General features: G+C 70.4%; 10 protein-coding genes. 3 read left to right on the plus strand and 7 right to left on the minus strand.

The genetic code is table 11. From position 1 onward, the window contains the following. Positions 1 to 600, plus strand: a 600-nt coding sequence (locus ACT6XY_RS06935; RefSeq protein ID WP_444747605.1) for a glutathione S-transferase family protein, incomplete at its 5' end; no start/stop codon positions are given. Positions 601 to 615: 15 nt separating this feature from the next. Here ACT6XY_RS06935 and ACT6XY_RS06940 read toward each other — a convergent pair. The 7 genes from ACT6XY_RS06940 to ACT6XY_RS06970 all read right to left on the minus strand — a co-directional run bounded on the left by ACT6XY_RS06940 (position 616) and on the right by ACT6XY_RS06970 (position 9,106). Next, entirely contained in the window at positions 616 to 2,469 is a 1,854-nt protein-coding gene (locus tag ACT6XY_RS06940; RefSeq protein WP_444747606.1) for a heavy metal translocating P-type ATPase, read from the minus strand. A gap of 125 nt (positions 2,470 to 2,594) precedes the next feature. Beyond that, entirely contained in the window at positions 2,595 to 3,809 is a 1,215-nt protein-coding gene (locus ACT6XY_RS06945) for an ABC transporter substrate-binding protein (protein ID WP_444747607.1), read from the minus strand. Between the two features lie 38 nt (positions 3,810 to 3,847). Next, the gene (locus ACT6XY_RS06950; RefSeq protein WP_444747608.1) at positions 3,848 to 5,392 is read right to left on the minus strand and encodes an acyl-CoA synthetase; all 1,545 of its coding nucleotides are present in this window, start codon (positions 5,390 to 5,392) and stop codon (positions 3,848 to 3,850) included. A 99-nt stretch (positions 5,393 to 5,491) separates the two neighbouring features. Continuing rightward, complete coding sequence (locus ACT6XY_RS06955; protein ID WP_444747609.1) at positions 5,492 to 6,652, minus strand: acetyl-CoA C-acetyltransferase; 1,161 nt, start codon at positions 6,650 to 6,652, stop codon at positions 5,492 to 5,494. A gap of 50 nt (positions 6,653 to 6,702) precedes the next feature. Next, the gene (locus tag ACT6XY_RS06960) at positions 6,703 to 7,899 is read right to left on the minus strand and encodes an acyl-CoA dehydrogenase family protein (RefSeq protein WP_444747610.1); all 1,197 of its coding nucleotides are present in this window, start codon (positions 7,897 to 7,899) and stop codon (positions 6,703 to 6,705) included. After that, on the minus strand, positions 7,896 to 8,657 hold the full coding sequence (locus ACT6XY_RS06965; protein WP_444747611.1) for an SDR family NAD(P)-dependent oxidoreductase: 762 nt from the start codon (positions 8,655 to 8,657) through the stop codon (positions 7,896 to 7,898). The genes ACT6XY_RS06960 and ACT6XY_RS06965 overlap by 4 nt, the downstream gene beginning before the upstream one ends. A 122-nt stretch (positions 8,658 to 8,779) precedes the next feature. Further along, complete coding sequence (locus ACT6XY_RS06970; protein ID WP_444747612.1) at positions 8,780 to 9,106, minus strand: hypothetical protein; 327 nt, start codon at positions 9,104 to 9,106, stop codon at positions 8,780 to 8,782. A gap of 212 nt (positions 9,107 to 9,318) precedes the next feature. Here ACT6XY_RS06970 and ACT6XY_RS06975 point away from each other — a divergent pair, with 212 nt between their 5' ends. After that, a complete protein-coding gene (locus ACT6XY_RS06975; RefSeq protein ID WP_444747613.1) occupies positions 9,319 to 10,488 on the plus strand; it encodes an efflux RND transporter periplasmic adaptor subunit in 1,170 nt (389 codons plus the stop codon). Between the two features lie 10 nt (positions 10,489 to 10,498). Then, positions 10,499 to 13,639: a multidrug efflux RND transporter permease subunit gene (locus ACT6XY_RS06980; protein WP_444747614.1), complete on the plus strand. Its 3,141-nt coding sequence runs from the start codon at positions 10,499 to 10,501 to the stop codon at positions 13,637 to 13,639. The last annotated feature ends 1 nt before the right edge of the window (position 13,640 follow it).

Below are 13,640 nucleotides of genomic sequence, written 5' to 3' on the forward strand. Positions count from 1 at the left end.
TCCCCCGCGTCCCCCTTCGTCCGGAAGGTCATGGTCTGCGCCATCGAGCGCGGCATCGACGGCCAGATCGAAAAGCTCGGCTCGGCCGCCCACCCGATCAACCAGGACGCTTCGATCAAGGCGCACAACCCCACCGGCAAGGTGCCGACCCTCGTCGCCGACGACGGCATGGCGATCTACGACAGCCGCGTCATCTGCGAGTTCCTGGATTCCGTCGGCAGCGCGCCGACCCTGTTCCCCGCCGCCGGGGCCGAGCGCTGGAATGCGCTGGTGCTGCATTCGGCCGCCGACGAGATGCTCGATGCCGCCCTGCTCGCCCGCTACGAGACCGTGGCGCGGCCCGAGGCGCTGCGCTGGGCCGACTGGCACAAGGGCCAGATCACCAAGATCCACACCACGGTGGCCGCCTATTCGCAGGAGTGGATCGGCCATCTGGAAAGCCGTTTCGACATCGGCACGGTCGCGGCCGGCGTCTCGCTCGGCTACCTCGACTTCCGCTTCCCCGACATCGGCTGGCGCGACGGCAACGCGCGGCTCGCCGCCTGGTACGAGGGCTTTGCCGCGCGGCCGTCCATGAAGGCGACGGTGCCGGTGGGCTGAGGCGCGCGGGCCAGCTCAGGCGGGTGCGGCGGCGCCGCTCCGGCCGGGGGTCAGGGCCCTCAGGGCGTTGAGGATCACGGCGACGTCGATCACTTCCTGCATGACGGCGCCCTGAACCGGTGTGATCAGGCCGAAGGCTGCCGCCGTCATGCCGATGACGGAGAGGCCGAGGCCCGCCACGACGCTCTGCAGGGCAATGGATCGCGAGCGGCCGGCGATCGCCAGCGCCTCGGCGAGACGGTCGAGCTGGTCGACCAGCAGCACGACGTCTGCCGTCTCGGCGGCGGCTGCGGAGCCGGTTGCGCCCATGGCGACGCCGATCTCGGCCGCGGCCAGGGCGGGGGCGTCGTTGACCCCGTCCCCGACCATCATCACGGCCCCGTGGGCGCGCTCGGCCACGACGATGGCGACCTTGTCGCCGGGGGCGAGATCGGCGTGGATGGCGTCGACCGGCAGGTCGGCGGTCACCGCCTCGGCCACCGCGCGGCGATCGCCCGTGGCGAGCACGATGCGGACGATGCCGAGGCTGCGCAGGCGGTGGAGCAGCCCGACAGCGCCGGCTCTGAGCTCGTCCACCATGAGAAGGCCGCCGGCGAGCCGCCCGTCGACCGCCACGGCCACGACGATGCCGCGGTCCTTGCCGAGCGCCCCGAGCCGATCCGCATCGTCGCCCCCCGTGAGGCCGGTGACGAAGCCGACGCCGCCGACGGCGACCTCACGCCCGTCGATGGTCGCGACGACGCCTTCGCCAGGGACCTCGCGCGCCTTCTCCGGCACCGCAAGGGCGAGGCCGCGGGCCTCGGCGGCGGCGACCAGGGTGCGGGCGACCACGTGCTTGGAGACCTGGTCGGCGGAGGCGGCGAGGCGCAGCAATTCGCGGGGCGTCGTACCGCCGAAGACGATCTCGGAGGTGATCTCGGCCTCGCCGCGGGTCAGTGTGCCGGTCTTGTCAAAGACGAGGACGCGGACGCGTGCGAGGGCCTCCAGCGCCTTCCCGCCCTTGACGAGGATGCCGCGGGCGGCGGCCCGCGACAGGCCGGAGACGATGGCGACGGGGACGGCGAGGATCAGCGGGCAGGGCGTCGCCACGACGAGGACGGCGACGGCCCTGACGGGATCGCCGGAGAAGAGCCAGGCGCCGCCCGCCATGGCGACCGCGAGGCCGAGGAAGGCGAGGGCGAAGCGGTCGGCGAGCCGGGCCATCGGCGCTTTCGACTGCTGGGCGCTCTCCACCATGCGAACGATGCCGGCGAAGGTGCTGTCCTTCGCGACGCGGCCGGCGGTCACGTCGAAGGGACCGCCGACATTCAGCGTGCCGGAGATGACGGGCTCGCCCGCCCGCCGCTGCACCGGCACCGATTCGCCGGTGATCGCCGCCTCGTCGAGCACGGCGAGGCCGCCGGCCACCGCGCCATCGACGGCCACGACGTCGCCCTGGCGGACCAGCAGGCGGTCGCCGATTGCGATCTCCGCCAGATCGACCTCGGCGAGCCCGCCGGCCGCATAGCGCATGGCGGTGCGCGGCGCGCGCCGGAGGAGAGCCGCCATGTCGCGCCGGGCGCGGCGCTCGGCGAAGGCCTCGAGGTTCTGCCCGCCGGCATACATCAGCGCGACGACGGCGGCGGCCAGCGTCTCGCCGACGGCGAGCGCGGCGGTCATGGAGAGGAAGGCGACGAGATCGAGCCCGACCTCGCCGCGCCGGAGGCTGGTGACGATCTCGGTGGCGAGGGCGAGGAGCACGACGAGGGTGGCGACGGTCCAGAGCGGACCGGAGACCTCGGGCCGGTCCAGCCAGCCCGCCAGCAGTCCAAAGGCGAGCCCGGCGGCGGGCACTACGGGGAGGAAAGCCTTGATCCCGTCCGCCGCCATGATGCCTCCCGGCGCGGCCCCGGTGTCGGGGCCGTCACAGGCGAGATTTAGCAGGGAGCGGCCGCAGTCTGGAATGATTCAGAACAAGCGCCGGCGGCCGCAGGGCCGCCGGGCGTGTCAGGCGCTCACTGGGCGCGGGCGAGCGGGCACTGGCTCTCGGCCAGCGGCTGGATCATGTCGGCTGCGGCGATGGTCGCGCGGACGTGCAGGAGATCCCAGGGACCCCTGGATTCCGCCGGCGCCTTGACCTCGACCAGCAGCATGTCGCGCATCAGGCGGCCGTCGGCCCGCAGCCGCGCATTCGCGGTCATGAAGTCCTGCACCGGCAGCTCCTTCATCTTCGCCATGACGCGGTCGCCGGCATCGGTACCGGCGGCCTGCACGGCCTTCAGGTAGTGCAGCACGGCGCTGTAGACGGCGGCCTGGGCGTGGGTCGGCGGGCGGCCCATCTTCGCCTCGAAGCGGCGGGAGAAGGCGCGGCTCGCGTCGTCGCGGTCCCAGTAGTAGCCGGCGAGGAAGGTGGTGCCCTGGGCGATCTCGTTGCCGATGCCCTTGACGTTGACGAGGGTGAAGATCGGCACGGCGAGCTTCACGCCCTGGCGCATCAGCCCGAACTCGGAGGCCTGCTTGATGGCGTTGGTGGTGTCGGCGCCGGCGTTGAGCAGGGCGAGGACCTGCATGTTGCCGCCGCCCTGCATCAGGAAGGAGGAGAAATCCATCGAGTTGAGCGGATGGCGCACCGCGCCGATCACCTCGCCGCCGCGGGCCCGCAGCGTCTCGGTCATGTCGCGCTGCATGGCGTGGCCGAAGGCGTAGTCGGCGGTGAGCAGGAACCAGCGCTTGTGGCGGTCGCTGAGCAGCGCCGTGGCGAGGCCCTTGGCCAGCGCGTAGGTGTCGTAGAGCCAGAGAGCGCTGTTCGGCGTGCAGGACTTGCCGACGAGGTCGACATTGCCGGAGCCGACATGGACCACGACCTTGTTCGACTGGCGGATCATGTCCTGGATCGCCAGCGACACGCCGGAATTGGCGATGTCGAAGAAGGCGTCGGCATTGTCGCCGTCGATCATGCGCTTCACCAGCGTGGCGGCAATGTCGACCTTGTTCTGGTGATCGGCGCTCATGACCTGGATCGGCTTGCCGGCGACGGCCGGCCCGAAATCCTCCACCGCCAGCTCGGCGGCGACCACAGAGCCGCGGCCCGAGGTATCGCTGTAGGCGGATGACTGGTCGTTGAGGACCACGAGGCGGACGGTGTCGTTCGAAATCTGGGCCGAGGCCGGAAGGCTTGCCGCCGCCAGCAGGGCGGCACCGGCGCAATGCCGGATCATCGTCTTCAACATCAATGGATCTCCTTGGGGGTGGTCTTGGCGGCGGGCAATCAGGGCCGGGCGGCGGCGGCCGCCTTGTATCGGTCGGCGAGGTGGCGCTTCACCAGCTTGCCGGTGGGGGTGCGCGGCAGTTCGGCGAGGAAGTCGATGCTCTTCGGGCACTTGATGGCCGAGAGCCGCGACCGGCAGAAGGCCTGGAGTTCGGCGGCGAGCTCCGGGCCGGCGAGGGCCATGTCGCGCGGCTGCACGACCGCCTTCACCTCCTCGCCCATCTCGGCGTTGGGAATGCCGAAGACGGCGACGTCGGCGACCGCGGGATGGAGGATCAGCACGTCCTCGGTCTCCTGCGGGTAGATGTTCACGCCGCCGGAGATGATCATGTAGGCCTTGCGGTCGGTGAGGTAGAGATAGCCCTCGGCATCGACGAAGCCGATGTCGCCGAGGGTGGACCAGCCGCGCTCGTTGTGGGCGCCGGCCGTCTTCACCGGGTCGTTGTGATAGGCGAAGGCCGGGCCGTCGGCGAAATAGACCGCGCCGATCTCGCCCGTCGGCACTTCGGCGCCGTCGTCGCCGAGGATCTTCACCTTGCCGACGAAGGGGCGGCCGACGCTGCCGCGGTGGCCGAGCCATTCGGCGGAGTTGATGACCGTCACGCCGTTTGCCTCGGTGCCGGCGTAGTACTCGAGCAGGATCGGACCCCACCACGCGATCATCGCCTGCTTGACGTCGGGCGGGCAGGGGGCCGCGGCATGGACCGCGGCCTTCAGGGAGGAGACGTCGTGGCGGGCGCGGACCTCCTCGGGCAGTTTCAGCATGCGCACGAACATGGTCGGCACGAGCTGGGAATGGGTGACGCGGTGGACCTCGACGAGGCGCAGGAACTCCTCCGCGTCGAACTTCTCCATGATGATCGAGGTGCCGCCGAGGGCGGCGACCATCATGTTGAAGCGCAGGGGAGCCGCGTGATAGAGCGGCGCCGGCGAGAGATAGACGCTGTCCGGCCCCATGCCGCACATGTCCTGGCAGAGAACCTTGAGCAGAGGGTTCAGCTTGTCGATGGGCTCGGTGGCGAAGGGTTTCTTGACGCCTTTCGGACGGCCCGTCGTTCCCGAGGAATAGAGCATGTCCCAGCCGGCGGTCTCGTCGGCGATCGGCGTCTGCGGCATGGCCGCGCGCTCGGCGTCGAAGGCGCGGAATCCCGGGGCGGCGCCGCCCGCCATGAACAGGGCGATGCCCGTCTCGCCGGCCAGCGGGGCGGCCTGCCCGGCGGTCTGCGGCGTGACGACGAGGGCGCGGGCGCCGCAGTCGCGGACGATGTAGCCGATCTCGTCAGGGGTGAGGTAGCGGCTGATGGCGGTATAGTAGATGCCCGCGCGCTGGGCCGCCCAGCACACCTCCATGAAGGAAATGCCGTTCTCCATGATGAGGGCGATGTGGTCGCCCGCCTTCAGCCCGAGGGAGCGCAGCAGGTGGGCGCCCTGGTTGGAGCGGCGGTCGAGGTCGCCATAGCTGATGGCGTCGCCCGAGCCGGCCATCCGGTAGGCGACCTTGTCGGGATGGGCTGCCGCATGGGCGCACGGATGGGTGGCGTGCATGGACGCAAGAATCCTCTCGGGCGGTGGTTTCCTCGGCGGCAGCTTTCCGCTGCTCTTGGCGTTTGCGCCGCGGCGGGCGGATCCGCCGCGGCGACGGCGTCAGAGCGCCTCGACGATGGTGACGTTGGCGATGCCGCCACCCTCGCACATCGTCTGCAGGCCGTAGCGCTTGCCGCGGGCCTTCAGGGCGTGGATCAGCGTCGCCATCAGCTTGGTGCCGGAGGCGCCGAGCGGATGGCCGAGCGCGATGGCGCCGCCGTTGACGTTGAGCTTCGACGGGTCGGCACCGGTGTGGCGGAGCCAGGCGAGCGGCACCGGCGCGAAGGCCTCGTTCACCTCGTAGAGGTCGATATCCTCCATGCGCATGCCGGCGCGCTTCAGGGCGCGGTCGGTGGCGGGGAGCGGCTCCTCCAGCATGATGACGGGATCGCCGGCGGTGACGGTGAGGTTGTGGATGCGGGCGATCGGCTTCAGTCCGTGGGCCTTGATCGCGCGCTCGTTGGCAATGAGGACGCCGGACGCGCCGTCGCAGATCTGGCTGGCATTGGCGGCGGTGATGACGCCGCCCTCGACCAGGGTCTTCACCGAGCCGATGCCCTCCAGCGTCGCGTCGAAGCGGATACCCTCGTCGCGGCGGTGCAACTCGCCGTCGACGTCCACCGCGACGATCTCGCGGTCGAAGGCGCCGGCTTCCGTGGCGGCCATGGCGCGGCGATGGCTCTCCAGGGCGTAGCGGTCGAGCTCGTCGCGGGTGAAGCCGTACTTCTTCGCGATCATCTCGGCGCCGGTGAACTGGCTGAAGCCCTCGACGCCGAAGCGCTGCTGGATGCGCTTCGAGAAGGGGCCCTCGCCGATGCCGGCCTTGGCGTAGAGCCCGGTCACCGAGCCCATGGGCACGCGCGTCATGCTCTCGACGCCGGCGGCGATGACGAGATCCTGGGTGCCCGACATCACCGCCTGGGCGGCGAACTGCATGGCCTGCTGGGAGGAGCCGCACTGGCGGTCGATGGTCACCGCCGGAACGCTCTCGGGGAGCTTCGAGGCGAGGACCATGTTGCGCCCGACGTGGAAGGCCTGCTCGCCACCCTGGCTGACGCAGCCGACCACGACGTCCTCGATGGCCGAGGGGTCGAGCCCGGTGCGGTCGACGAGGGCGTTCAGCACCTCGCCGCCGAGATCGGCGGGGTGCCAGCCGGCGAGCTTGCCGCCACGGCGGCCGCCGGCGGTCCTGACGGCTTCGACGATATAGGCCTCGGGCATCTCTCATCCTCCTTGGCGGGCCCGCCCTGCGGTGCCCGGTTTTGGCTGCGTCAGCCGGCGCGGGCTTGTTTCCAGTCGCGCTTGATCTTCTTGGCCAGCGACCATTTGTGGACCTCGGTCGGGCCGTCATAGATGCGGAAGGCGCGCACCTCCCGGAACACCTGCTCGACCATGGTGTCGCCGGAGACGCCCATGCCGCCCATGACCTGCACGCAGCGGTCGGCGATGCGCATCAGCGCCTCGGAGACGGCGACCTTGGCCATGGAGCTCTCGGCCGTGCCGAGCGAGCCCCCGTCGAGGACGCCGGCGCACCAGTCGATCATCAGCTCGGCCTGTTTCAGGTCGATGAGGTTCTCGGCCAGCATGAAGCCGACGCCCTCGTGGTCGATCAGCGTCTTGCCGAAGGCCTGGCGGCGGCAGGCATAGTCGGTGGCGATCTCGTTGGCGCGGGTGCAGGCGCCGAGCCAGCGCATGCAGTGCGACAGGCGGGCCGGCGACAGCCGCACCTGGGCATATTTGAAGCCCTCGCCGCTCGCCCCCAGCATCTGGTCGGCGGGAACGCGCAGATTGTCGATGGTGACGACCGCATGGCCGCCGGGCATCGAGGAATCGATGGTGTCGAGCACGCGCTCGGTGCGGATGGCGGGGTCCGGGAGATCGACGAGGAACATGCAGGCGCCGTCGTCCGACTTCGCCATGACGATGCCGACCTTCGCGCCCTCCGCTCCCGTGATGAAGGCCTTGCGGCCGTTGATCACCCAGTGGTTGCCGTCGAGGCGGCAGGTGGTCAGCATCATTGAGGGGTCGGAGCCGGCGCCGCCCTCGAGGGCGGGCTCGGTCATGAAGAAGGCGGAGCGGGCGCGGCCCTCGACCAGGGGCTTGAGGAAGCGCTCCTTCTGCGCCTCCGAGCCGACCTTGCCGAGGAGGTACATGTTGCCCTCGTCGGGGGCGGCGGTGTTGACCGCCGTCGGACCCAGGATGGACAGGCCGGAGCGGATCAGCACATAGGCCGTCTCGGCCTGGGTCAGGTGGTCGCCGTCGCCGAGGATGTGGGGCGTGAGAACGCCCGCCGCCCGCGCCTTGGCGCGCATCTCGTGGACGAGCTCCTCGGTCGGCCCGTGCGGCCCCTGCCGCGGGTCCTTCTCGTAGGGCACGACGACGTCGCGGACGAAGGCCTCGACCTTCGCCGCGATGGCCTTGGCCCGCGGCGTGGCGCCGGCGGGCTCGACGGCGGCGTGGGCGCTCATTTCGGGCTCATGCGGATGGCGCCGTCGAGGCGGATGGTCTCGCCGTTCAGCATGGGGTTGGCGACGATGGCCTCGACCATCATGGCATACTCGTCCGGATGGCCGAGGCGCGAGGGGAAGGGCACCTGGGCGCCGAGGGAGTCCTGCGCCTCCTTCGGCAGCGAGCCCATCAGGGGCGTGAGGAACAGGCCCGGCGCGATGGTGACGACGCGGATGCCGAAGCGGGCGAGCTCGCGCGCGATGGGCAGGGTCATGCCGACGATGCCGCCCTTCGAGGCCGCATAGGCCGGCTGGCCGATCTGGCCGTCGAAGGCGGCGACGGAAGCGGTGTTGACGATGACGCCGCGCTCCTCGCCGACGGGGTCGGCGGTGTGCAGGCGGGCGGCGAACTTCGACAGCACGTTGAAGGTGCCGAGAAGGTTCACCTGGATGATCTTGTTGAAGTCGCCGAGCGGCAGGGGCGAGCCGTCGCGGGCAATGACCTTGGCGGGCGGGCCGATGCCGGCGCAGTTGACGCAGATGCGCGCCTTGCCGTGCAGGCCCTCGGCCTCGGCGAGGGCGGCGTCGACGGCGGCCTCGTCGGTGACGTTGACCTTGACGAAATGGCCGCCGATCTCGGCCGCGAGCTTCTTTCCGAGATCCTCGTTGAGGTCGAAGATGGTGACCTTGGCGCCGGCCTTGGCCAGCCGCGTCGCCGTGGCGCCGCCGAGGCCCGAGGCTCCCCCCGTGATGATCGCTGCCGAACCCCGTGCGTCCATGGTGCTGTTCTCCCGCGCTTGCCGGCCAGGCCGGGCGTCGCGCCCTGATGTCCCAATGCGGCCCGCACCTTTGTCAGCGATGATCGCCCGGTCAATCGGCCGAGCGGGGGATGGGAGCGGTTTCAGCGCATCAGGGCGTTGGCGAGGCCGATGAGAATGGCGACGGCCATGAAGACGTAGCGCGATCCCGAACCGAACAGCCCGATGCTGACCGCCGCGCCCAGGGTGGCGCCCGCCGCCGCTCCGGCGATCACCGTGCAGGTGAAGGCCGGTGCGCCCTGCAGCGCCGCCAGCACCCAGCAGAGAACGAAGGCGAAGGGCGTCAGCTTCAGCAGCAGGACGACGAGCCGGCGCTTGACCGCGGGGTCGTCGAGGTTCTGGTTCATCTGCAGATGATGCTCCGCCGTCGGTCCGGCGTCGAGCCGGGCCGGGATATCCGGCTCAGACATCTGCTGCCACCGGAGAGTCCGGCCGGGTGTAACGGCTTGTGGCGACCGTTCAGGAAGCTGTCACCGCGATCTGTCTTGTGGGCCGTCACATCCCGGTGATGTGCCTGCGGCGGTCTTGCCGCAGTGCGGCGCGTCGTTTACATGCGCCGCTGTATGTATTTTCGCTTGTCTGGCGATCCGTCCCACCGGAGGGGCGGAGACTGGGGCTTTTCATGTCGGTTTCCCGTTTTCTCGTCGCGTCCGCGATCGTCGCCGCCCTGGCAGCCTCCGATCCCGCCCAGGCCCAGGCGCCCGGCCAGGCTCCGCCGCCGCCGGTCGGCATCGTCACGGTGAAGGCAGGCGCGGTCCCGATCATCAGCGAGCTGCCCGGCCGCATCGCACCGACGCGCATCGCCCAGGTGCGTCCGCGCGTTTCCGGCATCGTCATCGCCCGCGTCTTCCAGCAGGGCAGCCTGGTGAAGGAAGGCGACGTGCTCTACCGCATCGACCCCGAGCCCTTCCGCGTCGAGGTCGAGCGCTCGCGGGCGACGCTGCAGCGTGCCCAGGCGACCCGGCTCCTCGCCCAGCAGCAGAGCGATCGCACCGAGCAGCTGCGCGAGCGGAACGTCGCCAGCCCCCAGCAGGTCGACAGCGCCGTCGCGACCCTCGCCCAGGCCGACGCCGATGTCGCCAGTGCCCGCGCCGGCCTCGCCTCCGCCGAGCTCAACCTGAAATATGCCGACATTACCGCGCCGATCAGCGGGCGCATCGGCCGTGCCCTCATCACCGAGGGCGCGCTGGTGGCCGCCAACGGCGCCGAGGCGCTGGCCACCATCCAGCAGCTCGACCCGATCTATGCCGACTTCACCCAGTCGGCGACCGACCTCATCCGCCTGCGCCGCGCCATGCAGGCCGGCGCCGTGACGCCGGAGAAGACGGACGAGGCCACCGTCAAGCTGATCCTCGACGACGGCAGCCCCTATCCCCACACCGGCCGGCTCCTGTTCTCCGAGGCCACCGTCGATGCCGGCACGGGCCAGGTGACGCTGCGCGGCGAGTTCCCCAATCCGAACGGCGACCTCTTGCCCGGCATGTATGTGCGCGTGCTCATCGAGCAGGGAATCCAGCAGAACGCCATCAGCGTGCCGCAGCAGGCGATCCAGCGCGACACCGCGGGGCGCGCCCAGCTCTGGGTCGTCAAGGCGGACGACACGGTGGAGGTGCGCGTCGTGCGCACCTCGCGCGTGGTGGGCACCGACGCGGTGATCGACGACGGGCTCGCGGACGGCGACCGTGTGGTGGTGGACGGCTTCCAGCGCCTGCGCCCCGGCGCCAAGGTCACGGCGCGACCCTGGGCCCCGCCTGGCCAGGCGGCCTCCGGCGCCGCGCCGGCCGCCCGCTGAGGACCGCGCGATGCCGCAATTCTTCATCAACCGGCCCATCTTCGCCTGGGTCGTCGCCATCCTCATCATGCTCGGCGGCGTGCTCGCCATTCCGCAGCTGCCCGTCGCGCAATATCCGGACGTCGCCCCGCCGCAGATCACCATCAATACGGCCTATCCCGGCGCCGCACCGGAGGACGCCTACCAGGCGGTCACGCGGCCGATCGAGGAGGAGCTGAACGGCATCGAGGGCCTGCTCTATTTCGAGTCGGTCGCCGATACGACGGGCTCCATCCAGATCACCGTGACGTTCCGCCCGGGCACCAACGGCGCCGCGGCAGCGGTCGAGGTGCAGAACCGCGTGCGCCGCGTCGAGCCGCGCCTGCCGCGCTCGGTGAGCCAGCAGGGCGTGCAGGTCGACCAGGCGCGTTCGAACTTCCTCCTCGTGGTGACGCTGACCTCCACCGACGGCACGCTCGACGACATCGGCCTCGGCGACTACATGAGCCGCAACATCCTCGGCGAGATCCGCCGGGTGCCCGGCGTCGGCCGCGCCCAGCTCTTCGCCTCCGAGCGCGCCATGCGCATCTGGCTCGACCCGGACAAGATGGTCGGCCTCAACCTGACCGCCGCAGACGTCACCGCTGCGGTGACGGCCCAGAACGCGCAGGTGGCCGCGGGCTCCATCGGCGCGCTGCCGAACCCGATCAACCAGCAGGTCACAGCCACCGTCCTGGTCAAGGGCCAGCTCGTCTCGCCGGACGAATTCGGCTCGATCGTGCTGCGCGCCAATCGTGACGGCTCGCTGGTGCGGCTGCGCGACGTCGCACGCATCGAGGTGGGCGCCCAGGCCTATGCCACGTCGGCGCGCCTCAACGGCAAGCCGGCGGCCGCCGTCGCGGTGCAGCTCTCGCCCACCGGGAACGCGCTCGCCACCGCCGAGGCCGTGAAGAAGCGCATGACCGAGCTGTCGACCAGCTTCCCGCCGGGCGTCGAGTTTGCCGTGCCCTACGACACCTCGCCCTTCGTGAAGGTGTCGATCGAGAAGGTGCTGCACACGCTCGCCGAGGCGATGGTGCTCGTCTTCCTCGTGATGTTCCTGTTCCTGCAGAACCTGCGCTACACGCTCATCCCGGCCATCGTCGTGCCGGTGGCGCTGCTCGGCACCTGCGCGGTGATGTATGCCACCGGCTTCTCCATCAACGTGCTGACCATGTTCGCCATGGTGCTCGCCATCGGCATTCTCGTCGACGACGCCATCGTCGTCGTTGAGAACGTCGAGCGCATCATGTCGGAGGAGGGCCTGTCGCCGAAGGAGGCGACCCGCAAGGCCATGGGGCAGATCACGGGCGCCGTCATCGGCATCACCGCCGTGCTGGTCTCGGTGTTCATCCCGCTCGCCTTCTTCCCCGGCGCGGTCGGCGTGATCTACAAGCAGTTCAGCCTGACCATGGTCGTGTCGATCCTGTTCTCGGCCTTCCTCGCGCTGTCCCTGACGCCGGCGCTCGCCGCGACCTTCCTCAAGCCTGTCCAGGCCGGCCACCACCACGCCAAGCGCGGCTTCTTCGGCTGGTTCAACCGCGGCTTCGACAAGACCTCGCACGGCTACTCGGCCGTCGTCGGGCACCTCGTCCGCCGCGGCGGGCGCTACATGATCATCTATCTGGCGCTGCTGATCGGGCTGGGCTGGCTCTATGTGCGCCTGCCGACCTCGTTCCTGCCGAACGAGGACCAGGGCTACATCATCGTCAACTTCCAGGCCCCCTCGGACGCGACCGTGAACCGCACGATGGCGGCCATCGAGGCGGCCGAGAAGCACTTCATGGCCGAGCCGGGCGTCGCCCGCATCGTCACCGTGCGCGGCTTCTCCTTCTTCGGCCAGGGCCAGAACGCGGCACTCGCCTTCGTGACGCTGAAGGACTGGGGCGAGCGCGGGCCGCGTGACGCCGCCTCCGCCATTGCCCTGCGCGGCACCATCGCCCTGTCGCAGCTGCGCGATGCCATCGTCTTCTCGCTGTCGCCGCCGCCCATCCAGGGCCTCGGCAACTCCAACGGCTTCGCCTTCCGTCTGCAAGCGCGCGGCGGCCAGAGCCAGCAGCAGCTCGCCGCCGCCCGCGATCAGCTCGTCGGCGCCGCCATGCGCAGCCCGAAGCTCGCGCAGGTCTTCGTCGAAGGCCTGCCGGACGCAGCGCAGATCGCGCTCGTCATCGACCGCGAGAAGGCCAACACCTTCGGCGTCACCTTCGCCGACATCAACGCCACGATCTCGACGACGCTGGGCTCGTCCTACGTCAACGATTTCCCCAATGCGGGGCGTCTCCAGCGCGTGCTGGTGCAGGGCGACACCGCCTCGCGCATGCAGATCGCGGATCTGTTGAACCTCAACGTGCGCAATTCCAACGGTGGCATGGTTCCGCTCTCGGCCTTCGCGCGCGCCGAGTGGCAGCGCGGATCGTCGCAGATCGTCGGCTACAACGGCTATCCCTCCGTCCGCATGTCGGGTGCGGCGGCGCCGGGCTTCTCCTCCGGCGACGCCATCGCCGAGATGCAGCGCCTCGCCGCCGACCTGCCGCCGGGCTTCGGCTACGAGTGGACGGGCCAGTCGCTGCAGGAGATCCAGGCCGGGTCGCAGGCGCCGCTGCTCATCGCGCTGTCCTGCATCCTCGTCTTCCTGTGCCTCGCGGCGCTCTACGAGAGCTGGTCCATCCCGGTGTCGGTGCTGCTGGTGGTGCCGCTCGGCGTCATCGGGTCGGTGGCGGCGGTGACGCTGCGCGGCATGCCGAACGACGTCTATTTCATGGTGGGCCTCGTCGCGATCATCGGCCTCTCCGCCAAGAACGCGATCCTCATCATCGAGTTCGCCAAGGACCTCAGGGCCCAGGGCAAGGGCATCATCGAGGCGACGATCGAGGCGGCGCATCTGCGCTTCCGGCCGATCATCATGACCTCGCTGGCCTTCGCGCTCGGCGTTCTGCCGCTCGCCATCGCGTCCGGCGCCAGCGCCGCGAGCCAGCAGGCGCTCGGCACCGGCGTGCTCGGCGGCATGATCTCGGCGACCGTCCTCGCGGTGTTCTTCGTGCCGGTCTTCTTCGTCGTCGTGACGCGCCTGATGGGCGGGCGCGACAAGCCGGCGCCGACGGAGGCTCCGGCCGCCTCCGAACCGCGGCACTAGG

Source organism: Phreatobacter sp., from assembly GCF_052440005.1.
Taxonomy (GTDB): domain Bacteria; phylum Pseudomonadota; class Alphaproteobacteria; order Rhizobiales; family Phreatobacteraceae; genus Phreatobacter.